We start from the raw sequence: 24491 nt of genomic DNA, 5'->3' as shown, positions 1-24491 counted from the left end.
TCAATCTACAGTTGATTTTTTATTTAAATAGTCGGCAAAACTAAAAATAGAATTTGGCCCCCGTGGAATGTCTTCCGTTTTTTTGAAAGCAGTTTTAACTACCCTTTGAATCTCCCCTTTCGCAACCTTGGAGCTAGCAGAAGCTCTGGATTGCTTGTTTTCACTATCGAATTGAAGTGGCATAAAGCGCTTTCTCTCTGGAGCCTTTTTTAACTCGCTAAAGCTAGGAATATGCTCTTTAAATGAAGATGCCAGGTTTGGGCTTGAAATGTAGTTTTTCATGTACATCTCTAGCGACTGATAGAGCTCCTTAGCCATATCTGAGACCTCTAATTGACGTTTTTTAATACGATTCATCGCCAAGACAATATCTTTAATCGTAATGATGCGGGGGTCTTTTAAAAGCTGATAGCCACCAGTACGCCCCTTAATACCGGTGACTAGACCGGATTCTCGAAGAGGTCTCAGTAAAAACTCGATATAACTTATAGACACATGTAGCCTTTGCGCGATCTCAGGAACTGTTACTAGTTGACCATTTCGAGAATGGCTGGCGATGTCCGCCAGGGCATTCAAGGCTACTTTGATAGCTTTATTGACTTCCATTGTGTTGTAAGCAAAATTTAGTGATTACAGCTAGTATCAAACTGATTGAAATATCATGCCGCGGCGCACAAATTAACCCTGATCGCTCTATGGTTGAAGACACAAGCAATAAACACCTTACGCCTATTCGCCTCATGAAACTTCTTGCGTTTGCCCTGGCAGGAAGCACTATCGCCCTAGCAATGTGTTGCCTCCTTACCTATCTTTCTATAGAGGACTCTCAAGCTGCGGGCATGATTTCACACTTAGTTATCCAGCGTCTTACTTATTGGGGTCTTGGCTGTTCTTTTGTCATTTTGAGCTTATCCAACATCCTGATCAGACGCGGTTCAAGACAGTTGAAGTCAATTCGAATTCCAGCGCTAGTCTTTATTATTACCGTGGCTTTCTCGAGTTTTTTATTAATTCCTCGCATGGATTACCTCAGAGAAACCGCACTCCAAGATGGCATGCCGGTGAACGTTTCACCTTTTGCGAACTACTTTCTGATATTGAACAGCCTGCTGTTCTTTCTGCTATTGATTCAACTTCTTACCACCATATTAGTTAGCTGGAGACTTAGCGGGCTTATTGAGAATCGCTCAACGTAAATACGGGCTTAGTTCCTTAAGGAGTGCGACTTGTTGCTCATGTCGCATAAATTGGCCAAGCTCAACGCGAAGGTTTGATTGACTAATATGGAAGGTCTTCGCATCCTCTGCTGGCCACTCAATCTTCGCCCATGCGGCATTGAATTGAAAAAGCATCTCTTTGCTACCAATAAACTTTTTCACTAAAAGTGTATTGCCATTAATTTGAATCGTTTCAGAATCAAGTGCATGTCTACAGTAGATCAAAAACCCCGTTGTGACTGCACTTAATTCAATAGCTGTAAAAATGATAATGACCCAGACGCCCGCAATTAAAAACCCAGTTGCCACGACTAGTGAGAGACAGACTAAGGCAATATAAAACCTCAGCAGCTGCTTAGGACTTAAAGCACAATTTCTTCGCATTTGCCAGGTTTTCATAGTATTAGCGTGTCATCTTTAACTCACACATTAATTTATACAAATATTGGCTTTGATGCAGGGCAAAAGGATTTCGGTTTGTGTTACTTTCACAACTCTCTGGGCTGTGCCTTCACCGTATTCATTTCTGAACTTAGGTGGGTACCTTCTAGTCCCAACACCAAGAGTGCTCCGCACTAATCAAGCTGAATATTTAATCGCTTATTTAAGGCCTTGAAGCGCGCAATCTCAGCTTTCATAACTTCAGCCATTGCTTCAGGACCCTTATTAGCAACATCAAGAGACTGCGCTGCCATTTTTTCTTTAACCTCAGGAGTGCTCATCGCCTCTGACACTGCTTTAGCTAACTTATTGGCAATGGGTTTTGGTACTGATGATGGTAGGGCAACTCCATAAAACACTTCAAAATTGGCACCGGGCAAGCGGAGCTCATTTAATCCTGGAACATCAGGTAAAAAACGTGATCTTGTTGGCGATGTAACAGCTAAAGCCCTCAGCTTGCCAGCCTTAATCTGTGGTCCAGCTGCCGCAATAGTTTCTAAACCAAAATCTGCATCGCCACGTATTAAAGCCAATATGGAGTCGCTGCTTCCTTTGTATGGAATTGGCTCAACATCGATTTGAGCGGCACCCGCAAATATCTCTGTCGCCAAATGAGGTGTAGTGCCTGGTCCGTAGCTTGTATATCGCAAAGACTTGGGTTTAGCTTTAGCTTGAGCGATTAAATCAGCAAGTTTTGTATAGGGCTTCTCACTTGAAGTTACAACCACCAACGGGGTTGTAACAGAGAGATTAATTGGATATAGATCTTTTTCAACATCATAGGGAAGATTGCTTCTAAGAGCGGGCAATACAACAAATGTGCTACTTGCAGAGACTAAAACCGTATATCCATCCGCAGGTGCACGTAGCGCAGCCATCACACCAATTAAGGTTGCCCCACCCGGTTTATTTTCAACTACGGCAGCCTGACCAAGTTTTTGTGGCAATACCTCCGATAACACCCTACCCAAAATATCGGTCGCCCCACCAGGAGGGAATGGCACAATTAAATTTAAAGGTTTACTAGGCCAAGTCTGAGCTAATAGTAGTGGGCTAAACACCAAAATCAGAAAACTAATGAGTGCTTTTTTTATTGAGTTCATTTTGATCACTTCTTTATTAAATTAATTCCAAGCAAGATCTTTGGTTATTTGCTTATCCCCTAGATCCCAAAATATACCTGCCATCATCTGCAAACCCTCTGCGGCTACCGATTCCAACATATGCTCATTAGGCGCATGTTGATTACATGCTGGATAAGAATGCGGCACCCAAATAGTTGGCAGCCCTAAGATATCAGCAAATACATCATTAGGCAGTGAACCAGCTAAGTTAGGCAAAACCGTCACCTTTTTATTGGTTGTATTTTCAATCGAAGACTTTACCCAGTTGACCCATGGATTATTTAGATCCAACCTCGTTGCTGGTGTAAATGCATGAATATTGACAACTACATCATCAAACCCACTTTGTCTTAAGTGATTTTGTATATGCGTTAATAAATTTTCCCAATCGGTACCCACCACAAATCGCAATTGACAGTGAGCGATAGCCTGGGATGGAATTGCATTTACTGGTCGATCAGGCTGACCAGAACCTAAAGCTAGGATTTCTAAAGTATTACTCGCAATGAGACGCTCTGCAGGGGTCAACTCTGACTGCCCCCACTTAAGGTCGATTTTGGGATCGCCAGGATCCTTACCAATTTCGATCGAACTTAAAGCATCTTTGACCAGAGCGCTAGGTGGAGGTGCATATAACTTATCAACCAAAAGACGTCCATTCATATCCACAAGTGTACTTAGAGCATGAATTAAACGTGTCGCAGGATTGACCAGCACCCCACCCCAATTTCCAGAGTGATAGGCTTTATCCCTTGGCTTAACAGTCAAGCTGAAATTAACCAACCCTCTTGAACCCAAGAAAATTGTTGGGGAATTAGCATTAATGCGAGGACCATCACTAGCTATCAGCAGATCTGCGCTTAAAAGCTCTTTATGAGACTTGCAAAATTCAGTAAGTCCAGGGCTTCCAGCTTCCTCACCCATCTCCATCAACACTACAACGTTATAACCAAGTTGATTGTTACGAGCCTCTATGGCTTTCTGCAACCCAAATAAAGTAATTGTGTGCTGACCTTTATTGTCTGCACATCCTCTGCCATACCATCGACCATCTGTTGTTGTCAGAGTCCACGGATTTAAACCCTCTTGCCAACGCGCATCCTGTCCATTAACTACATCACCATGTGTATAAATCAATAGGGTTGGCAACTCAGCCCCTTCAATTCGCTTTGAAACCAGAATTGGGGGGCCTTTTGGCAATGGATTATCAAAAATCTCCGAACGAAAACCCATTGAATCTAGATAGGGAATCATTTCTCTTTTGAGGTAATCCCAAAGGGCGGATGGAAGTTCGGGTAGGTCACCCTCAGTCTTGAAAGCAACCCGTCTCTCCAAGGTAGTGCGCAGCTCACCTTTATCAAACCATGCTCTGGTTTCAGAAAGAAAATTAGATCGACTCATCGTTAGGATTTTTTAGAAATCAAAATAGCAGTTTAACTATATCGCGCAGAATTCGTCTCAGACATATCATCAATCAACAGTCTGCCAAATCAGTGCTAAAAACACAAACCCCCCACCATTGCTGATGAGGGCTTGTTTTTTGGTAAGCCCACTTGGAATTATCTTGGGGCACTCTAACCCCAGAATACCTTGATCATCTGAGTATCGGCAATACCTCTATCGTTACCATACTTCAAAAATGGTGCAATCCATTTAGGGTCAATCAGATTTTCAACTTTAGAAATACCAGGTGGCAAGCCAACCACTATGTGCTTTGTTTTAGTCCCTGCCGCTTCTAAATCTTTGACTTCTTCATTTACCGTATTGGGCATCGTTGAGGTACGTAAGCCTTGTCGTTGTTCATTGATCGTGCCGTCTCCCAGCGAAATAATGATGGCACGCTTTACACCGGCAATCACATCGCCATGGGTACTCGTTTGACAAATACCACCGTCCATACAGAGTCGATTCTTTAGAAATGTTGGGCCTAACTGACCAGGCAGTGATGAGCTAGCAGCGCAAGCGACATTTATAGGAATATTGTTAGTTTTTGAAACAACGATGCGTTGTCCTGTGTAGCAGTCGTTTGCCGTTGTAAATACTCCATTTGGCCATTCATTTGAAGTCAATAGTTTCTTAGTCACCTCATAATACTTTGCGACCCCATCGAGATTCAAAGCGGCCATGGCGGCCTTACCGATTGCTTGAATTGTTGCAGGTGAAGCATCCTTAGCAGTCACATCTAAATGAATTGCTCTTTTTTGGGATGGATTTAATTCGACTGCTGGCATCATTTTCTCAAGGAGTTTAGGAAACTCGGCAAAAAAGCCAATCTCATCAGCCAGACGCCACAAATGTCCCGCCTTTAACATGGCTGCCATCACTGAACCTGCGGAGGTGCCAACCAACACATCCGCATTACTTAAATCTATGCCGTTCTTTTTAAGAGCTGTAAAGTAACCTGCATACCAAGCAATTAAAGGCATACCTCCACCACCCAATGCTAAACCCCGCTCTTTGCCTTGAGCATACCGATTTTTGTATGGAATGGGATGCGCTAAATCATCTTTCCATGTTGAGGTTGAATCTAACTCTTTTTGAGCCTCTAAGGCCTTAACTTGCTCAATAACTTCTTTTGATGGTGTTGATTGTGCATTTACTGCTGAACCAACAAGACCAGTAGCGCCAATAGCAGATGTTTTTAGGAAAGCACGGCGAGATGATTGGGTCATATAGGCTCCATTGATCATTAAATACTACCAACTCTAAATAATAAAACCACCCGCAGGTGGTTTTATTTTCTTAACAGACTAAATTACTTAATGAGATCCAAGAATTGCACATTGTTATTGATGTTTCCAAATGAGGAAGAATCATAAGTGTAGTTTCCATCGGTGGCAAATAAGAACATGTAGGTTTTCATAGGACCATCACCACCTGAGCGTTGTTTAGGATTGATATCGCAAACTACCATCCAGCCAAACTTTGGTTTCTCAAAGGCCAACTCCCTTGCCCAAGCTTTGCGTGGAGGCGAACATTCTTTGGTTGGCATGTCGGGGTTATTCATAGCAGACTTGAGATAAGCATTAACCTCCTTATCTACTGCAGCTTGATTTGGCACAGGCGGGAATTTAGCTTGTGCAATTTCTTGTTGAGTCACTGGAGCAGCGCAAGCGACTAATGCCGATACTGCAATAAGACTTAATAATTTAATTTTCATAAAAAGATCCCATTAGGAGAAAAAAGTTTGAAAGTATAGTTAGTTTAAATCACTATCTGTACGATCCTTTAGAATCAATATATGAAAACAATCATTCGATGTCCATGGTGCGAAGGGTTTGATTTATATCGCCAGTATCACGACACTGAATGGGGTGTTCCGCTTCATGACAGCAAACAGCTATTTGAATTGCTGATTTTAGAGGGTGCCCAGGCAGGACTTTCTTGGTCAACTGTTTTAAAGAAGCGGGAATCTTATCGTGAAGCATTTGATCATTTTGAGCCAAAGAAGATTGCCAAATACGACAACAAGAAGATCGCCGAGCTATTGGCAAATCCTGGAATTATTCGCAATCGCCTGAAAGTAGCTGCAACCATAGGCAATGCAAAAGCATATCTGGCTCTAGAAAAAAGTGGGCGGCCTTTTAATGAATTTCTTTGGTCATTTATTGGAAATAAACCTATTCAGAACAAACGTCGTTCATTAAGTGAAGTGCCAGCAAGATCGCCTGAATCTGACGCAATGAGTAAAGCGTTGCTAAAGGCTGGATTTAAGTTTGTTGGCACAACAATTTGTTATGCGTTCATGCAAGCAAGCGGAATGATTAATGACCATCTTGTTTCATGTCATCGTCATGCTGCGGTGAAAAAAAAGGTATAGTGCTCAACCACTAGACGCTTAATTGAGTTGCTCGATTTAAAAGAGACAATAACCCATCCGCTGGTCGCAAGCTTGAATCTCGCCCGAATCACCATATAAAATAAACCTTTGCGGGCGATTCGCCTTAGCCCAACAAAATCTCAAAAATTACGACCCTTACTACACAAGAGCTTGCCGTTAGCGATTCAATCGCACACTTTTCAATACTTAATTAAACAAAATTCCCACCATTGCTGATGAGGGTTTGCCATTCTGGCATCTTGGGGCGAAATCAGACTAGCTGTATCGAGGATTGAAACGTTCGAAATCTGGTCCACTAGATTCGAATTTATACCAAAAGAGTCGCACGGCATTTTGATTGGCCACTAAGCCAATAGATAAATAGACAAACAAAGAGCCACGACTTCTTTCATGCAAGCAGTTACATTAGATAAGTTCTAACACCTTACTTAATGAATTTCCTTCATAGTTTGGTTTCTCGCCAATCTCCTCAAATGGATGCTCCAGGCGATTAACCCAAAACACATCAAAGCCATACCATTTTGCCGCTAAGGCATCCCAAGCATTGCTAGATACAAACAGAATTTCATTACTTTTTACAGGAAATGCTTTTAGCAAAAGCTCATAAGCCTGCGGTGCCGTTTTAAATAAGCGCACATCCTCGATGGTGACTACCTTATCCAAATAAGGCTTTAGGCCATTACTTTCTACAACGGTAGCCAACATTTCTCTACTGCCGTTTGACAGTATTGCCGTTGAAATACCTTGCTGTTTTAGCGCCTTAAGAACACTCAAACTATCAGTAAAACTGGTCAATTTTGCATACTGATCCATTAATTGGTTCTCATAGTCAGAAGTGAGATTGAGATTCAATCGCTTACAAACATAACGCAATGAACGGATAGTAATCTCCCAAAATGGCAAATAGTGCTTACTACCATTAGGATTGGGGTCGCTCATTGTTACGAGACGGGTATATTCAATTTGGCGATCACGCCACATTAATGAAAGCTCTTGCCCATACCCAGGAAATAATTTTTCTGCCAACTGTCCCACAGAATACACATCAAATAACGTTCCATAGGCATCAAAGGCTATTAACTTATACATACTGTCTCCCAAATTTTCTTATCACAATATATTGTCATTAAAAACGATATTTGTATAGGCGCTCTTTAGATTAAGAACATTCTCTACGTATATCTGATGCCACTTTTTGACAGATAGCGTGACAAGAAAATTTTGGGCTCATTTCAATATGAATTTAAGTTAACTAACCCACAAAGCCACATCTCAATAATCTACTGTGGCACTCAATCGCATAGTGACTTTTTAACGTCACAACCAATTGATTTATATGGGGTTCTGAAGGCCCACGACTTCTTTTAAGCCGTTGGTCGCAAGTTCAAAACGAAGTTTCGACGTAGTCAATCTCGTCCGACCCACCACCCATACAAAAGCCTCGCTTCTGCGGGGCTTTTTTAAGAGGCAAACATATTCCCAAAAAGAAAACCGCCCGAAGGCGGCCTCTCTTGATGCATTTGCTGATTAATCTGCGTAAATGCCTGCAGCTTTAATAATTGGCGTCCACAAATCGATCTGCGCCTTTAAGTGTTTCTTGAGGCCCTCTGGGGTTGAGTTTGCTTGCGATGGAATCTCCACGCCTAACTCAGCCATGTGTTTTTTATATTGAGGATCTTGAATAGCACCTTGTAAAGCTTTGGATAATTTATCCATTTCTGCCTTAGGCGTACCTTTAGGTGCATAAACACCATGCCACACTTTAATTTCAAAGTTCTTCAAGCCTTGCTCATTGAGAGTAGGAATCTTGTCGAATGCTTTCAGGCGCTGCATGGTTGTTGTACCGTAAGGCTTAATAGAGCCAGTAGTCAATTGACCCGAGATATTGGTGGTTTGATCACACATTAATTGCACCTGACCACCAATCAAATCGGTTAAGGCTGGTGCCGTACCTTTATAAGGAACAGTCGTCAAGTCCAACTCAATACGGCTCATAAATAGCAATCCACATAAGTGACTAGCAGAGCCAACCCCTGCGTTTGCATAAGAGATCTTGCTAACATTGGCCTTCATGTAAGGAAGTAATTCTTGGAAATTCTTTGGTGGCAAATCTTTATTACCCACCAATACCATTGGCACGTCAGCAACTTGGCCGACGTACTCATAATCATTCATCGGATCAAAGCCCAAGTTCTTATAGAGCGCTGGTGCAGTTGACATACCAATGTGATGAATCAGCAATGTGTAACCATCATTCTTAGAGTTAATCACTTTCTTTGCGCCAATCGTGCCACCTGCACCTGGACTGTTATCCACAATCACTTGACCCTTAAGTTGTTTTCCCATGGCTAAGGCAAGCTCACGAGCAACCTTATCAGTTGGACCGCCAGCCGCAAATGGAACTACAAGAGTAATGGGTCTATCACCTGGAAAATCAGCAGCTTTGGCGCCAGTGACAAACATCCCAAAAAGGATGGGAATGATTACAACTTGCCAAAAAGAACGATTTCGAGAAATACATTTGGTTGCAACCATTTTGCTCTCCTGTTTAACTAATAATGGCTTAGATGCTACAAACAACTTAATTCTTAATAAAGCAGATAACAATTGATAATAATTCTATTTAAGACTGAATAATATAAAGACAATTAATTCAACACTACACCAATAACCAAGATAAAACCAGAAAATAAGACCGATCAGGAGTTGCTCGCAAGCGCTAATCTCTTTGAAGATACTGACCCCACAAACAGTCCTTGGCGTGATCTAGGTACTTCTATTCAGATTGAACTCGATGATTTACTTACAAAAAATGCGTTTGGGACGGGCGTGCACCAAACTACGGCATCGCCCATATGTCCAGCCTGACACACCGCCACAATTTTATCCATTAGCGAACCTGCAATTTCTGCATTACAAATAATCTCAATGCGAACTTTGGCAGAGTAATCCGTTAGCTCATCTTTAATAGTTGCTTTACCTAACTTAGAGGGCGCGCTGCAACCTTCAACCTTAGAAACCGTCATACCCGGAAATCCTGGTGTATCGAGAAGTGCCGCTCTTAGGGCCCCTAATTTATTGGGGCTGATTACCGCTTTAACTTCCATCATACTCACACCTCTTTCTCTTCAAACCATCTGTACAAAACTGGCAATACCAATAAAGTTAGGGCTGTTGATGTAATCAGGCCAGCAATGACAACAGCAGCCAAGGGGCGCGTTACCTCTGAACCAGGGCCCCCAGAAAATAACATCGGCACTAAAGCCAACATCGCAACAGAAGCAGTCATCATGACTGGCCTAAAGCGATGTCCACATCCATGAAGTAATGCCTCATCCATGGTGTAACCATCTTCCCGAAGTTGCTTGATGAACGAGATCAATACCACCCCATTAAGAACGGCAATTCCCCAAAGATTAATAAATCCAACCGCCGCTGGAACAGAGAGATACTCGCCAGTAATGAATAGCCCAAAGACACCGCCAATAGATGCAAACGGGAGAACCAAAATAATGAGGGCAGCCAAGCGGATTGACTTGAACAACATAAACAACAAAAAGAAGATGGCTAAAATAGTTAAAGGAATAATGATCATCAAGCGTGACATCGCTCTTTGCATATTTTCAAATTGACCGCCCCATTGCAAGCTATAGCCTTGAGGCAACTCTACATTTTTAGCAATTAAGTCTTGAGCTTCTTTTACGAAACCACCTAGATCTCGACCCTCTACATTCACCCCCACCACTAGGCGACGCCTACCTGATTCACGCGATATTTGGGCAGGCCCCTCTTTGACGGTAATTTCTGCTAAATCTCGCAGCAATACCTGAGCACCATCCGGTGAATGCAAAATAATATTTTGAATTGCATCAATATTGTTTCTGTAGTTAGCAGGGTAACGAAGCACCAAAGGAAAGCGCCTTTCGCCCTCATAAATCGTGCTAGCTTGCTTGCCGCCAATAGCAGTCTCAATCACTTCATTCACATCAGAGACGTTGATTCCATAGCGAGCAATTGCATCGCGATCAATTCGGATATTGAGATAGTTCTGACCTGAAGCTTGCTCAATACGTAAATCATTACTACCTTTCATTTTCGTCAGTATTTGCCCAATTTGGGAGCCTAATTTTTGTAAGACTGCAAGATCTTCACCAAAAATCTTTACAGCTACTTGTGAACGAACTCCAGAGACCATCTCATCCACACGTGCTGCAATCGGTTGAGAAATCGCTAATTCAATACCTGGAAGTGTTTTTAACTTTTCACGAATTTGTTGTGCAATCTCTTCCTGAGTATGATCTCTATCCCCCAAGGGCTTAAGCGTCACGATTGGATCAGATTCATTTGGTTGCCCAGGATCAGCGGGAGACTCCCCTTTACCCAAGCGTGATACCGCCATTTCTACCCCAGGAATTGTCATAATCCTCTTGATAGCTTCAAACTCAAGCTTGATAGATTCATCTAATGAAATATTAGGTGCGCGCACAATCACCGGAGTAATAGAACCCTCTTGCATGACCGGAATAAAAGACTTCCCTAAAAATAAGAACCCAAGCAAACTCAACACCAAGGCAATAAAGGAACGCTTCACTACCAATTTAGGATTATTAAGGCTCCAATTGAGCCAGCGATCATAAGGTGTACGCAGCCTTTTGACGATCTTTGTATCTTCCTCGCTCCCGCCTTTCAAAATATAGGAGCAAAGCACTGGAGACAAAGTAAAAGACAAAATTAAGGAAATAGCCAATGCGATCGCAATCGTGATTGCCATAGGGGCAAACATTTTGCCCTCCATGCCCTCTAAAGATAGCAAGGGCATAAATACCAAAATAATGATACCGACACCAAAGAGCACAGGTTTACCAACCTCTGCGGCAGCTTCCAGAATAATTCTGTTTTTCGATTCGCCAGACTTTAAGCGCTCCCCCAATTTTGCGAATGTATTCTCAACCACTACTACCGAGCCATCCACCATAATGCCAATAGCAATCGCAAGACCTCCCAGAGACATTAAGTTTGCTGAAATGCCGTAGCGATTCATGACCAAAAAAGTCAATAGCGGCGTCAACAATAATGTTGCCACTACGATCAAAGACGAGCGAACATCCCCCAAAAATAAGAAGAGCAAAATAATAACGAGGATCACACCTTCAACCAAAACCTTAGCGACGTTAAACATTGCCGCATTCACCAGATCCGTTCTATCGTAGAACGGAACAATCTGCAATCCGTCTGGCAATAACTTGCCTTCGTTAATTTCAGCCACTTTTAATTTGATACGGTTCACAACTTCCCGGGCATTACCACCTCGAATCATTTGCACAATACCAGCCACACTCTCGGTGTAACCATTTTTGATCGCTGCGCCCTGACGAATTTCGCTACCGATAGTGACTTCAGCAACGTTTTTTACATAGACTGGGATGCCTTTTACTTCTTTCAAAATAATTTTGCCGATATCCTCAGGCTTGCTAATTAAACCTAAGCCCCTTATCAAATAACGTTCGGCATAACTTGGCATCTGCCCGCCGCCAGAGTTGGCATTATTTCTAGCAAGAGCTTGATACACATCTTGCAAACTGATTTGATAGTGACGCAATCGTTCTGGATTTACCAACACCTGATATTCTCTTGCGTACCCCCCTTGTGTATTAATCTCAGCAACACCTGGAATTGATCGCAGCATAGGTCTAACAATCCAATCTTGAACTGCGCGGCGTTCTGACAACTCATCTACCGTTAATTCACGATGTCGATCTGATGGATGATCTAGGGTGTATTGATAAACCTCACCTAATCCCGTTGAGGGAGGGGCTAATACCGGAGTAATTCCTACCGGCATTTTGGAAGAGACTTCAATTAAGCGCTCGGTAACCAATTGGCGCGCAAAATAAATTTCAGTTTTTTCAGTAAACACGAGCGTTATAACCGCAATACCATTTCGGTTTAACGAGCGCATTTCCGTTAAACCTGGCAGACCAGTCATTCCCAATTCAATTGGGATAGTGACAAAGCGTTCAATTTCTTCAGGGGACTTACCTGGCGCTTCAACAGCAACCTGAACCTGAACATTGGTTACATCAGGAAAGGCATCGACTGATAGGCGCTTTGTTGCGAGTAGGCCTGCCACCAGCATGACAATAGCAATAATGACCACTAACAGGCGCTGTTGTAGCGAGAGACGAACAATTCTTTCAATCATGACTTATCCGCCGCTAAGCTGACGCTTACGCTCCGTATTGAGATGATACGCACCGTCAATCGCAATCTCTTGACCTTCTTTCAGCCCAGAAATGACCGGGCGATACCCCCTACCTTCCACGCCAAGCTTAACTGGTACCATTCGATATAAGTCGTCATCAATTCTGACGAAGACATGATCATGGTTGTCTTCCCTCACTACAGCACCTACGGGAACAACCAATTTATCAATTGACTGACTTTCAATCAGCATCGTTGCTAACATTCCAGGCTTAATTAAGCCTTCTTTATTGGGCAGCTCCATGCGCACTACCACCGTACGGGTTTGCGGATTCACAATGGAATCCACATGTGCAACCGTTCCCTCAATCTCTTGATTGCGCAATGCTGGAATTAGTAATGAGGCTTTTTGGCCCTTGCGAATTAAATACGAATTACTTTCAGGAACTTCTGAGATAGCCCATAGCGTACTTAGATCAGCCACTGTAAATAAAGCATCTGCCGGTTGAACTACTTGACCCTTGTTAATCTTACGCTCAACGATTTCACCAGGAATGGTGGCTATTACATTATTGATCGATTCAATCACGCCTGATTTAGCAAGACGATCAATACTCGCTTGATCCATTCCCTGTACGCGTAACTGATCATTTGCTGCGCGATATTCTGCCTTAGCACTACTCGACTCTGCCTCACGCTTTTGCAGTTCTGCCAATGCAATGACATCTTCTTTATATAAAATTTTGGCACGGTTAGCAGCCTGGTCTGCCAATTGACTAGCACTTTTTGCTTTTAAGTAAGCGAGTTGCGATTGGGTTAGCTCAGTTGATGTAATTTTTGCCAACACATCACCCTGCTTGACTACCTGACCAGGCACCGCCAGTATTTCAGAGACTCGCCCAGTTACATTGGCGCCGATGCGTGATAGAAAGAGCTCATTAAAGTCAATTCTTCCTGAAGCCCGCAACTCTTCTACGAACGGAGCAATCTGCACCTTACCATCCGCAATCATTTTTCTAAAATCTTGATTTACCACCACCACATTTGGATCTTGCACCGATTTGATCGTAGAGCCACGATCAAAAACATTGAAATAATTAAGCGTACTAACGAACAGAACCAACCAAGGCAAGAAAAACAATCCTTTTTTAATCTGATGTGGTGCCGCATCATAGCGCTGGATCACTGAAGGCACGTAAGTACCCAGCCAATCATGGATGATTTGGTAGTAATGGCTTTGCGTTTGAACAACTTGCTCAAACCACTCTTTTGAATAGCGCTTTACCTGCCCCATAAGAGCTTTCTGCCAATGCCCAAGCCATTGAAGAAATGGTGTAATTTTTTCTTTCATTACTTATTACTCTCAATTTTTGCAACCCAATCTGGGTTAGCGCGTAAACGTTGAATCTCAGTTGTCACAGAAGCTAAATCAAATCTAGCTCTAATAAAATCGTTCCTGGCAGCGCGAAAAGTCCTTTGCGCATCGAGGTATTCCAACATTCCTCTTTCGCCATAACGATAGGACACCTCAGCAATCTTTTGCGCACTCGCAGCAAGTTGAACAACCTCTTGCTCTAAAACTTTGACTTGATAGCCAGCCATCTGATAGAGCTTATAAGCAGTCTCTAACTGCTGCTCCAGACTTTGACTTTGAGCATTCAATTGGTTTCTTGCTTTTGAGGCATTGGCTTCGGCTTCAGCTATCTGACCGCCTTTAAAGTCCCAAATAGGTATGGAGATTTGCAAACCATACAGTCGATCGGTAAAGTTAGGGTCGTTGTACTGCGAGGCTTTGAATGCCAACTTAGGCAAACGAGCGTTTTTTTCAAAACTTAAACGAGACTCGCTTGCCTCCACATCTGCCTTTGCTTTTTGCAGCTCAGGACTTTGAGCCTGTATCTCTGATAACAAGATATTTAAAGCGGGCAATGTTTCTACTTTAGGCTGCTCTATAACTACAACATAATTAGCTGGCAAGGCATGCCCCACAACTTGGCGCAAAGCACTCCTAGCCTGCTCTACCCTTAACTTACTAGATTCAGCGGCGATTTGCGCATTTAAGAATTCTGTCTGGGATCGAATTAACTCAAAACGAGCAGTCTCACCCACGTCATACCTTACTTGCATGCGATCACGTATTTGCTTTGTAAGATTCAAGTCCTCTTCATTTGCTTTTGCCTCTGCCTCCCGACGCATTAACTCATAAAAGCGCTGCTGCACTTTAGATATCGTTTCAATCTCAAAAGCAATTCGAGTAGCTTCGGCTGCCCTTAACGTAGCTTCAGCTGCATTGACGCGTGGGAAGCGGGTATAAGGCATGTCTAATGGTTGCACAACCGACCATGAAGATACATTGCCAACTGTTAATGGGCCAGTAACAGACCGTTGCTGACCTGTGCCAATCTCAAACTCAGGATTAGGAATGGCGCGGGCTGTAGAGAGCTGCCCTTTTACAGCCTTAGACTGATCACGCGCAGCGAGAACTTGAGGGCTAGATTCTAGAGCCATTGAGATGAGTTCATTAACCGTATAAGCCTTTTGACTTTGAGCGGCAACATTACTCAATAAAAAGCTGCTTAAGCTAACTACAGCAAGATAACGAAGCACTGACCCCATCCACCGCACTGCAGAGCTAAAGGTCAGATTCGATATGTGAGAACAAGGTGAACGGTTTAGATAGGCCATTTATTAATATTAGTAAATGGTCTTGCCTTAAATAATTTACCCATACACCGGACCTTACGGCCGTAATGACGATGTACGGGACCCATTGCTGGGCAGGCTACTCCCCGTTTAGTTTTACTTATTAGATCACGATAACTGAAATGAAGTTATTTTTTAAACGAATACATTCTTAGATAATCGACCATATTTTTGTGCCTTATGAAAAACTTTCTGAACATGTTTATATACTTTCTTTACCGCCATCTCTAAGGCGGTTTTCTTATCTCGCGCCGTAACGCTGAACTCCACCCTTTGATAATCAAAAGTTTGCAACTCAATTGAGCAATTTTGGTTGCATGCATTAGCTTGGGCAGGCACGGCTTTATATTTGATCTTAATTTTTCGCACTAACCAAAACACGCGCTTCAATGAGTATTTCACGCGGTTCTCAGTGAAGGCTTTTAACTCTGGCTCAGCAAGTTCTTTTGATTCCAAAATCACATCCATGTCGATCTCCTTTTTGAACATCATGTAAGCAATTTAAGGCCAACTATATTCTTAATAAAGCAGATATTTATTGATTTTATTTCTTGTTTTTACTGAATATTAATGAAAAAAAGCCCTCGTAAAGAGGGCAAAGAGAGTAACGCTGAAATTTGGATTAATCAATTACCGCTGCTACTAGCGCAGTTGCAGCTCCCGCCCCAATAGCAGGTATACCCCAACGCTCCAGAGTAGAAATAGACTTACCCGTAACAACCTCAACCGGAATGTCACTAATTTCCAGCAATTTGGCAGTAGTTGAATTTTCAAATAGGCGGCTTAGAGTATTTTTCTTAGCTGAACCAATGATGATGCGACTGCAGCCCAGACGTATGGCTTCATTATTCAAGGCTTCACCCTTGTCTCCAGTGACATGGGTGAAAGAAAAGCTGACACCCGATTTCTCTAGGTACTCTGCTGCAGTTCTTGCTGTTTCTTTTGCACGCTCAGCCTGCCAAGAGTTAATGTCACCTTTGCTAAAAAATTTACTGATATGACGATAAATTTTTGGCTGAACATTGCAAATATGAATTTCCGTGTGAGCATCTTTTCCATAAATCTTAACCGCATGCTTGAGTGCTAACAAAGCGTTGCTGGAACCATCAACTGGAATAAGGACCTTATTCATGGCGTTTTCTCCTAAGTTATGAGACTGCTGTTGAGGCAATATTTCTGCTGCATCTGAAGCTACCGCGGCTGGCGCAATCACCTCTTCAAGCGCCAGTCTGCTCTTGATAAACCCAATACCCAGTACACCCAATATCACTAGTGCGTGGAAGATATGCTCAGCAATTGAGCTACTAAAGATCTGCCACTCTTGCACGATAGGCTCGGAAGTCATCATCTTGGCCGCTGTCCAAGCGAGGACGCCAGCTCCCAAATAGATGATGGAAGGAAAGCGCTCAACCAATTTCAAGATTTGAGTAGAGCCCCAGATCACTACTGGGATGCTAATTAATAAACCAAGAATGACGAGTAGGTAACTTCCATGTGAGGCACCAGCAACAGCCAACACATTATCTAAACCCATGACAGCATCAGCTATCACGATAGTTTTCATGGCACCCCAAAAACTAGTAGAGGCTCCATCATGAGCGCTCTCATCTTCTTTCTCAGGATTCAGTAATTTGTATGCAATCCAAATAAGTAATAGACCACCAACAAGCATTAAGCCGGGTATATTTAATAAATAGACCACCACCAATGTCATGGCACTGCGTACCGCAATTGCTCCGATCGCACCCCACACAATGGCTTTTTTCTGAAGTTGCACTGGCAAATTCCTAGCTGCCATAGCAATGACGATGGCATTATCACCAGCTAAGACCAGGTCAATGACCACTATCGCCAATAAGGCCGAGAAAAACTCTGCACTAAATAATTCCAATTTACCGACTCCTTTATTTGAAAGCGTTAAATGCCAAGACTGCTAATGGGGTTAATTTAGGAGTGTTTGCAATTAGGAAAAAGCAGATATATATTGATCATAATTTCGTAAAAAACTGAATATGAGCAATTCCTATAACTACCGCCATTTGTATTACTTTTGGGTCGCCGCAAAAGAAGGCAGCATGTCAAAAGCTGCAGATCGATTAGACATGGCTATTCAAACCATCAGCGCCCAGATCCATGAATTAGAAAAGTCACTCGGATATTTATTGTTTAAGCCAGCAGGAAGGGGTATTGCCCTAACTGAATCAGGCTATGCAGCACTAAAGATTGCAGATCAGATTTTTTCGATTGGTGAAAAACTACCCGAAGCAGTTCGAGATGCCGCTAAATCGCCAAAAACCAAAATTACTATTGGGGTTTCTGATGGACTTTCTAAACTGATTACTAGGCAGTTACTTGAGCCAGTGCTCAAGCGCAAGGATATTCATTTAATTGCTCACGAGGGGGAGTTCGAAGACCTATTGGCTGATCTTGCTCTGCATCGACTAGATATCGTACTGGCCGATAGACCTGCTCCGAATAATAAAAATCTTAATGTCTACAGTGAAGAGCTAACTAAAACATCGATTGCCTGGTATTGCCCAAAATCACTATTTAAGAACTCAAAGAAGCCTTTTCCTCATTGCCTAAGCGAATTACCCATTCTGCTACCTACCTCACACTCAATAGTGCGACTGTTGATTGATCAGTGGCTTAATAAGCAAGGAATCACACCCAATATCGTCGGTGAATTTGAAGATAGCGCTTTGCTGAAAACTTTTGCGGCCAGTGGACTTGGTGCATTTCCAGCTGGCAAACGAATTGAAAAAGATCTCAAGGACACCTACCTAATAGAAATCTTGGGTGATTGCGAAGATCTCTATGAGCACTTTTATGCCATTCGACCCGAGAAAAAAATCGAGCACCCACTAGTGGAAGCAATCATTCATCAATAATCAGTTGGTCGCGAACTCAAAACAAAGCTTCTACGAAGTAAATCTCGCCCGACTCACCTGTTATACAAAAGCCTCTACAAAAATCTAGGGTCTTTTTTCCTGCAGTAAGAAATGGCAAAAGAAAACCGCCCGAAGGCGGCATGCTTTTAAAAGTAGCTTCTATTTACATGGCGTTATAAAAGAGACTTTATTAGCTGAAATTAAAATTTGATAGTAACTGCGACTTGAGGTCCCTGCATAGTCGTTTTTTGCAGAACTCCACTTGACTTCATGTCGTAATACAGTGCGCGATAAGTCAAGGAAGCATCAACCATAGGACTAAATGACTTACCTACTCCAGCCATCACCTGCCAAGTTAGGTTCGTGGTCCCGCCGCCGCTACCAATATCAGCATAGGCTGGGATATACCAACTAGAGTCCGCAATTCGATAACGCCCTTTAGCTCCAATAATAGGGTCCACTGTCGAGGTGGTGCTAGCGATCGTTTTTGAGATAGAGGTACCATCTAAGTTGCCATTTAGAGTGGCGGTCACATTAATTGAGCGAACTCCAAGTAATGCATCCATATATGCATCTTTTGTATTGGCAAGCGTATAAGTCACCGCTCCAGTTAAAACAGTTTCCTGAAGAGTAATCTTATCGGCAACGCGAGCAACGCCACCTGCCACTGGGATAGATCCTGAATTTTGCAAAGTTGCAGAAATCAAATCGCCCATAATGCCCCAATTTCCATAATGCGCTTCGGCCGCAATCATGCCGCCAGACTTCAAATTGCTAAGCACATTACTTGAGTTGTAATCCGCCGATTTTGCAAGGCCATTATTGAAGTTCATCGTTCCCTTGATGCCTGAGAGCCACAAGTAGGGAGTGACTTCATAACGCCAATCGTTTGAAATTTTTGGAATGGGAGAAAGATCGCTACTGCTTTGTGCATAAGCAACGCTTACAGACAAGCTAATAGATAGAAGTGTGATTATTTTTGATAGAAATTTCATCTTTTTTATAAGTAATTGAAAGCGTGATGCAAGTTTATCAAACGGCAGAAAAGGGATTTAGATGATCTACAGGCTTTAAACCTAAGGATATACCCTGACTATTTGGTCAAGAAGGCGAAAACGATGGGAGATGCTCAATATGCATTATCTCCAATGAGCAAAAGCTTTGGCGCTGTAAGCCCTGAATATGATCACGTCAATATTGCAGGTCTTTATTTCAAAACATATCAGGTAACAGGCATCCACAATAAGACAACAGAAGAGTATGTAAGGCAGTTAGAAGAACTCAACCTTGGCATTCAACAGGCAAATCCTAAAGCTCCGCTAGATGATCAGACGCGAAATAAATTGCTGAACATAATTGAAGCCTTAAAACAGCACTCTATGAAATTGATTGAGTCCGGCAAAGGCACGCTGTCTTTCTAGCGCATTTAGTTTCTACTGAGTCCGCAAGGCATATAAAAACCACCCGAAGGGGTTTCTCATGGCGCAGGGAATTTATTTCAAGAACGCATGAATTGTTTCTGCATAACGACTGTGTTGCTGAAATAAGAATGCATGACCGCCATCATAGTAAGCCAACCATGAATATGGAATCTGATTAGCAATGAGCTGTGAATTTTGAGGGATATCAATCTCGTCATAGCGTCCATCAGATACCAATACTGGAACTTTAATATTTTTGAGATCTTTAAAATTGCTTTGATTGTTAGTCCACAGAGTAGTGCGAGCTCGATCTTGGCGAATGGTGGTTTCTTTAGAAACCTTAAAGTCATTTGGCAGGGCACCGCTTTCTACCGCCAATTTGATGCGAGCTATAGCATCAACCGCAGCCAACTTTCCTGCTGCGTTATCCGGGAAACACAAACCTAATTTTTCGATTTCCGGAATATCAGGATTGTTGAGCTTACTTTCCACATCCATTGAAGCGGGAATTTGATGGCTACCGCCAGGATTGGCTGCGGCAAGTATGCCTTTATTAATAAGCTCAGGATGACGAATTAAAAACTGTTGAGCTATTCGGGCGCCCATGGACCATCCCAGTATGTTTACCTTTTTATACCCTAATGCTTGAACTAAGCCTGCAGCATCGTCAGCCATTTGTTCCATAGTCGTGTGATTTTCTGCTGTGTCTGTTGAAAGACCTACACCACGATTATCAAATGAAATTACCTGATAATTTTTTGCCAGCTCTTCAATCAGAGCAGGGTCCCACAATGACATAGTAGAAAGAAAGCCATTAATCATTAACAAAGGCTCGCCCTCACCACGTATGTAATAGGCTAATTTCACATCGCCAACTTGGGCGTACTTTACTTCCGCTTTGAAGCTTGAAGAAGTTTTTTTACTACAAGCAGTTATTCCGAGAGACCCAATTAGAACAAGAAGAATAAGAGCTTTGACAGACCATTTTTTAAGAATCGCTGTTTGACTATGAATTGCGTTCACCGGCATCTCCACTCATTAATATTGAGCACTATTCTAATATTTATGAAATCAACCAGGCGGAAAAAATTTTCTTGAGATCTCAACCCTCACTAAACCTGCATTCTCCAGCTTCCCCGCCCTCAATAAAAAGCCACCTCAAGGGTGGCCTTACTATTAATAAAACGAGAAAATTATTTACGCAAACCTAGGCTTGTACCCAACTTTTCGTATAGCTGGACTTGCTGCCTTACAAATAACTCGGTTTCAGAAGGGGAACGTATTGCAGGGATCGCCCCTGCTGATTTATTGCCAGCCTCCCATGATGGGTCTTGGGCCACCTTTTTTAAAGTCTCAGTCCATTTATCCACGACCTCTTGTGGCATTCCAGGAGGGCCAAATAAACCGCTCCAGCCAGTGGCTTGTTCGAACTGACTTAAACCCAATTCACGACTAGAGGGGATTTCAGGGTAATCCTTTAACCTGTCGGGAGTGGATACCATCAACCCCCGCATACTTCCACCTTTAATTTGCCCCGCTAAAGTAGTCATCGTATTGCACACAAAATCAACTTGATTGCCTAACAATGCAGCGCTACTCTCACCCCCACTTTTATATGGAATCATGGTAGCTGCAGACGAAGGTAAATTTGCTGCGTTTAGCATAATCTCAACCGATAAATGTTGAGAAGTTCCTGGGCCTGCGGTTGCATAATTTAGTTTTCCTGGATCAGATCGAATAGCTTGGATCAAATCCTTGATATTTTTGTAAGGCGAATCACTTTTAACTACGCAAACCATTGGATTTAGATCTAAAAGCGAAATAAAAGTAAAGTCACTCCACTTATATGGCGTCTTACTATCTAGCGCTGGCACGATAGCTTGAGAACCCACCCGAGAGATCAATAGCATGTATCCATCAGGTGGAGCATTTCGCACTTTTAGAGAACCAATCGTTCCTGAGGCACCCACAATGTTTTGAACAATCAAAGGTTGGTTCACATACTTAGTGGCAACGGCAGCTAAATTTCTTCCAGAAAAATCGCTATCACCCCCAGCAGAATATGGTGCTACAAGGTTAATTGGCCTATTGGGATAACTCTGCGCCATTAGACTTTGTGAGGCGCAACTGAGTGCAAAGAAACTAGCTCCCAGAACATGGAGAATGATGTTGCGTAGTCTTACAAGCATATTTTTACTCGCCTTAGATTAATGGTGAATTTCTAATTTGGATTTAGTTCAACACTGAGCTGAGTGCCCGGAACAATAATTCCACCACGGTCACCTTTTGTTGTCGCGCCCCAACGAGGAATGTAGTAATCAGGCAGAGGACGCGCATTCTCTGGCGCAATCCATAACCTCAGTAAATGTCGATGACGCTCAGGTTCTGGCCAATTCTCAAAATCACTTCTTGAATGCAGTATCTGGTGATTGCTTAATATTTGAATATCGCCAGGCTCAAATGCCATAGATAACACGACCTTTCCTTCCGCCAAGATGTCATCCATGAGATCCATCACCTCAATTTGCTCACGTGTAAGCCTTGGGGCCTCAGGAAAGTTAATCTGAGCCGAATCAATATATTGACGTATATATGTGCACGTTAGCTGATCTTCATACCAAGTAAAGATTGGCATGTTGTACCAAGGGTCAAAACCAACTGGAATCTCACCTCTTCTGTCAGTGGGGTAGGGCATAAATAATGCCTCTACCAAATCTGGACGTCTTTTAGCGACCTCGTTATATAAACTGATGGAGCTAGCGATATAGGACTCCCCTCCGGATTTCGCCTTTTGAAGACAAAGCAAAGCTACCAAATCTGCGGAGTCAGTATGAAAGTCTAACTTTTTATTAGTTTGATAGAAACGCACATCCTTGTTTTTAATGTCAACGCCCTGATCCTTAACATGCCCCAAAAGATGGCCTTTAGCATTACTGCTGCGCAAGCTTCCAATATGAGAGCCAAGACCAAGATAGATTGCAGCAGACAATTTAAGCTCTAACTTATCAACTGGTAAACCTCTAATTAGCAAAAATCCTCGGCCAAACATCAATTCATTCGAAAAAGATTTGATCTTTTTGGCAATGGATGGCAATGGAAAATCTATAGGTAAAATTTGCTCTAGTGGCTTACCTAGTGATAGAAAATGCTTGCCAGCCCCTATGAGCTCATCAATTTCGGCTGGGGTCCACTGAACAATCCATGAGCTATCTTTTTGCAGATCATGTCCATACCATGCTGCCGGCCCAATAATTGACTTAGGCATTTGCGACTTTGGTATTAATGGTTTTAGATCGATCATTTAAGTCTCCATTCCAGCCAATCAACCGAATGTCATCGAATGCAATACACCGCATTTCAATGTATGTGATTTTTATTAAATCTCAATTTACCTGCAATGGCTAAGTCAATCCACCTTTAAGCATCAGTAATTTCCCCAATCATCACTAAAGTCTTATTTTTACCCATAGGCATCACCGCCGTTTTGCAGGCGGCACATACAGAGCATTCAAACTTCTGAAATTGAATTGCTGATAGGCTTGGTGAATATTTGAATTAATTACCGTCTTTTACCGCCTGCCAAAGCGGGTCTTTTTCTAGTTATGAAAAAAGTTCAGGCTATATGTATTTATCTACAGACCCCCGCCAATAGCATGCTGCCCGAGAAGAACCCAAATGATTTTTCTTCTTTACCAGGAACATTATCAATACTGAGATAGTCTAAATAGACGCCGTTTTTGCTGGCTGATTTTTGTTCCCAAAGGATCTTGTAGGGCTGTTGATTACCCCCTCTCGAAACTATCCTAGGATTCTTTAAAGAATCCATTACATCACCCACTATTTCACCGGATTTTTTAATGACAGTAAATTCCTGACCAACTCTTGGACTATCAGTCATTAAATCCAAAGATCCACCTGGCTTAATATATGCATCGCTCATTACTTCACAGCGATAAAAATTAGCGTCTGCTATAGCAGTTGATGAAGCAAAAGTAGCGATGCATGATATGAGTAGAAGTAGACACTTCATTAAAACAATCCTATTTCCTAAGGCTGACTTACTTAATCAATCCACAAGCAATACGAGGGCCAGAGTTACCAGCGGGTTGAGATTTATAGTCATCAGGATCACGATGGACTACAACTGCACGACCGACGATGCCCGTTGGTCCAGCATTTACTGCAAAACCATGCAATTTGGCGCTATAGACTGCATTGCCATTAGCGTCTGATTTGATGTTTGGCATGTCGCCAGCGTGATTCATGCCGCTATTAGGCATACCATGCATCTTTGTATCTGGATTGAAATGTCCGCCAGCGCTCATCGCATCAGGTGCAGAGCAATCACCTTTTTCATGAACATGAAAGCCTTGCTCTGAATTTGGCTTGAGTCCAGAAAATTTTCCACTCACCAATACATCACTGCCCTGCCAAACAAAACTCACTTCCCCTTTTGCTTGCGATCCAGATTTTGAATCCAAGACTGCACTCGCTTTTTGACCAGTGCCTTGCTCCATCGATTGACAAGCAGCTAGAGAAACGAGACCAGCTACAGAGAGTGAAATCATTAGCTGATGGGATAACTTATTCTTATTGAATGTCATTTTGCACTCCTAAATTGGTTGTTATTTGCTATGAATTGCTGACGTTTT

General features: G+C 42.5%; 24 protein-coding genes and 1 pseudogene. 4 read left to right on the top strand and 21 right to left on the bottom strand.

The annotated features are described in order from the left end of the window. Positions 1 to 606, bottom strand: a complete 606-nt coding sequence (locus tag NHB35_RS03095; RefSeq protein WP_353432940.1) for an Rrf2 family transcriptional regulator — start codon at positions 604 to 606, stop codon at positions 1 to 3. A gap of 20 nt (positions 607 to 626) precedes the next feature. Between NHB35_RS03095 and NHB35_RS03090 the strand changes: the two genes are divergently transcribed. Beyond that, positions 627 to 1196 (top strand): DUF4149 domain-containing protein, encoded by a 570-nt coding sequence (locus NHB35_RS03090; protein WP_353432939.1) that lies wholly within the window; start codon positions 627 to 629, stop codon positions 1194 to 1196. Here the strand turns inward: NHB35_RS03090 and NHB35_RS03085 are convergent. From NHB35_RS03085 to NHB35_RS03065, 5 genes are all read right to left on the bottom strand, one after another. After that, positions 1188 to 1601: a DUF2244 domain-containing protein gene (locus tag NHB35_RS03085; protein ID WP_353432937.1), complete on the bottom strand. Its 414-nt coding sequence runs from the start codon at positions 1599 to 1601 to the stop codon at positions 1188 to 1190. The two genes, NHB35_RS03090 and NHB35_RS03085, sit on opposite strands and share 9 nt — an antisense overlap. Positions 1602 to 1792: 191 nt before the next feature. Then, entirely contained in the window at positions 1793 to 2761 is a 969-nt protein-coding gene (locus NHB35_RS03080) for a tripartite tricarboxylate transporter substrate binding protein (protein ID WP_353432936.1), read from the bottom strand. Between the two features lie 21 nt (positions 2762 to 2782). After that, positions 2783 to 4183: a M20 family metallopeptidase gene (locus tag NHB35_RS03075; protein WP_353432935.1), complete on the bottom strand. Its 1401-nt coding sequence runs from the start codon at positions 4181 to 4183 to the stop codon at positions 2783 to 2785. Positions 4184 to 4356: 173 nt separating this feature from the next. Then, a complete protein-coding gene (locus tag NHB35_RS03070) occupies positions 4357 to 5454 on the bottom strand; it encodes a patatin-like phospholipase family protein (protein WP_353432934.1) in 1098 nt (365 codons plus the stop codon). Between the two features lie 83 nt (positions 5455 to 5537). Continuing rightward, on the bottom strand, positions 5538 to 5942 hold the full coding sequence (locus NHB35_RS03065) for a hypothetical protein (protein WP_353432933.1): 405 nt from the start codon (positions 5940 to 5942) through the stop codon (positions 5538 to 5540). 81 nt (positions 5943 to 6023) lie between these two features. On the opposite strand from NHB35_RS03065, the gene NHB35_RS03060 reads away from it, so the two are divergent. After that, the gene (locus tag NHB35_RS03060; RefSeq protein ID WP_353432932.1) at positions 6024 to 6602 is read left to right on the top strand and encodes a DNA-3-methyladenine glycosylase I; all 579 of its coding nucleotides are present in this window, start codon (positions 6024 to 6026) and stop codon (positions 6600 to 6602) included. Positions 6603 to 7028: 426 nt separating this feature from the next. On the opposite strand, the gene NHB35_RS03055 is transcribed toward NHB35_RS03060, so the two are convergent. The 9 genes and pseudogenes from NHB35_RS03055 to NHB35_RS03015 form a co-directional block, all read right to left on the bottom strand. Further along, the gene (locus NHB35_RS03055; protein WP_353432931.1) at positions 7029 to 7712 is read right to left on the bottom strand and encodes a haloacid dehalogenase type II; all 684 of its coding nucleotides are present in this window, start codon (positions 7710 to 7712) and stop codon (positions 7029 to 7031) included. A 438-nt stretch (positions 7713 to 8150) separates the two neighbouring features. Further along, positions 8151 to 9086 carry a tripartite tricarboxylate transporter substrate-binding protein gene (locus NHB35_RS03050; protein ID WP_353433378.1) on the bottom strand — a complete coding sequence of 312 codons (936 nt, stop codon included), beginning with the start codon at positions 9084 to 9086 and terminating at the stop codon, positions 8151 to 8153. A gap of 317 nt (positions 9087 to 9403) precedes the next feature. Next, on the bottom strand, positions 9404 to 9733 hold the full coding sequence (locus NHB35_RS03045; RefSeq protein ID WP_353432930.1) for a P-II family nitrogen regulator: 330 nt from the start codon (positions 9731 to 9733) through the stop codon (positions 9404 to 9406). A 2-nt stretch (positions 9734 to 9735) separates the two neighbouring features. After that, a complete protein-coding gene (locus NHB35_RS03040) occupies positions 9736 to 12825 on the bottom strand; it encodes a CusA/CzcA family heavy metal efflux RND transporter (RefSeq protein ID WP_353432929.1) in 3090 nt (1029 codons plus the stop codon). A gap of 3 nt (positions 12826 to 12828) precedes the next feature. Then, positions 12829 to 14175, bottom strand: a complete 1347-nt coding sequence (locus NHB35_RS03035; protein WP_353432928.1) for an efflux RND transporter periplasmic adaptor subunit — start codon at positions 14173 to 14175, stop codon at positions 12829 to 12831. Continuing rightward, on the bottom strand, positions 14175 to 15431 hold the full coding sequence (locus tag NHB35_RS03030; RefSeq protein ID WP_353432927.1) for a TolC family protein: 1257 nt from the start codon (positions 15429 to 15431) through the stop codon (positions 14175 to 14177). The genes NHB35_RS03035 and NHB35_RS03030 overlap by 1 nt, the downstream gene beginning before the upstream one ends. A gap of 231 nt (positions 15432 to 15662) precedes the next feature. After that, positions 15663 to 16019 carry a hypothetical protein gene (locus NHB35_RS03025; protein ID WP_353432926.1) on the bottom strand — a complete coding sequence of 119 codons (357 nt, stop codon included), beginning with the start codon at positions 16017 to 16019 and terminating at the stop codon, positions 15663 to 15665. Between the two features lie 130 nt (positions 16020 to 16149). Further along, positions 16150 to 16659: a universal stress protein gene (locus tag NHB35_RS03020; protein WP_353433377.1), complete on the bottom strand. Its 510-nt coding sequence runs from the start codon at positions 16657 to 16659 to the stop codon at positions 16150 to 16152. Between the two features lie 105 nt (positions 16660 to 16764). Beyond that, positions 16765 to 17418, bottom strand: a pseudogene (locus tag NHB35_RS03015) (TerC family protein); the annotation flags it as partial. Positions 17419 to 17539: 121 nt separating this feature from the next. Between NHB35_RS03015 and NHB35_RS03010 the strand changes: the two are divergent. After that, positions 17540 to 18418, top strand: a complete 879-nt coding sequence (locus tag NHB35_RS03010) for a LysR family transcriptional regulator (RefSeq protein WP_353432925.1) — start codon at positions 17540 to 17542, stop codon at positions 18416 to 18418. 200 nt (positions 18419 to 18618) lie between these two features. On the opposite strand, the gene NHB35_RS03005 is transcribed toward NHB35_RS03010, so the two are convergent. Next, positions 18619 to 19413 carry a hypothetical protein gene (locus tag NHB35_RS03005; RefSeq protein WP_353432924.1) on the bottom strand — a complete coding sequence of 265 codons (795 nt, stop codon included), beginning with the start codon at positions 19411 to 19413 and terminating at the stop codon, positions 18619 to 18621. A gap of 123 nt (positions 19414 to 19536) precedes the next feature. On the opposite strand from NHB35_RS03005, the gene NHB35_RS03000 reads away from it, so the two are divergent. Then, positions 19537 to 19839 (top strand): hypothetical protein, encoded by a 303-nt coding sequence (locus NHB35_RS03000; protein ID WP_353432923.1) that lies wholly within the window; start codon positions 19537 to 19539, stop codon positions 19837 to 19839. Between the two features lie 72 nt (positions 19840 to 19911). Here NHB35_RS03000 and NHB35_RS02995 read toward each other — a convergent pair whose 3' ends face one another. From NHB35_RS02995 to NHB35_RS02975, 5 genes are all read right to left on the bottom strand, one after another. Then, the gene (locus tag NHB35_RS02995) at positions 19912 to 20868 is read right to left on the bottom strand and encodes an alpha/beta hydrolase (RefSeq protein ID WP_353432921.1); all 957 of its coding nucleotides are present in this window, start codon (positions 20866 to 20868) and stop codon (positions 19912 to 19914) included. Between the two features lie 164 nt (positions 20869 to 21032). Then, positions 21033 to 22028 (bottom strand): tripartite tricarboxylate transporter substrate binding protein, encoded by a 996-nt coding sequence (locus tag NHB35_RS02990; RefSeq protein ID WP_353432920.1) that lies wholly within the window; start codon positions 22026 to 22028, stop codon positions 21033 to 21035. A 32-nt stretch (positions 22029 to 22060) separates the two neighbouring features. Beyond that, positions 22061 to 23140: a TauD/TfdA family dioxygenase gene (locus NHB35_RS02985; RefSeq protein WP_353432919.1), complete on the bottom strand. Its 1080-nt coding sequence runs from the start codon at positions 23138 to 23140 to the stop codon at positions 22061 to 22063. Between the two features lie 327 nt (positions 23141 to 23467). Next, the gene (locus NHB35_RS02980; protein ID WP_353432918.1) at positions 23468 to 23779 is read right to left on the bottom strand and encodes a hypothetical protein; all 312 of its coding nucleotides are present in this window, start codon (positions 23777 to 23779) and stop codon (positions 23468 to 23470) included. Between the two features lie 118 nt (positions 23780 to 23897). Next, a complete protein-coding gene (locus NHB35_RS02975) occupies positions 23898 to 24443 on the bottom strand; it encodes a superoxide dismutase family protein (protein WP_353432917.1) in 546 nt (181 codons plus the stop codon). Positions 24444 to 24491 lie beyond the last annotated feature (48 nt).

Source organism: Polynucleobacter sp. MWH-UH23A (assembly GCF_040409805.1).
In the GTDB taxonomy this organism is placed as follows: domain Bacteria; phylum Pseudomonadota; class Gammaproteobacteria; order Burkholderiales; family Burkholderiaceae; genus Polynucleobacter.
This window is presented reverse-complemented; position numbering and strand designations above follow the sequence as displayed.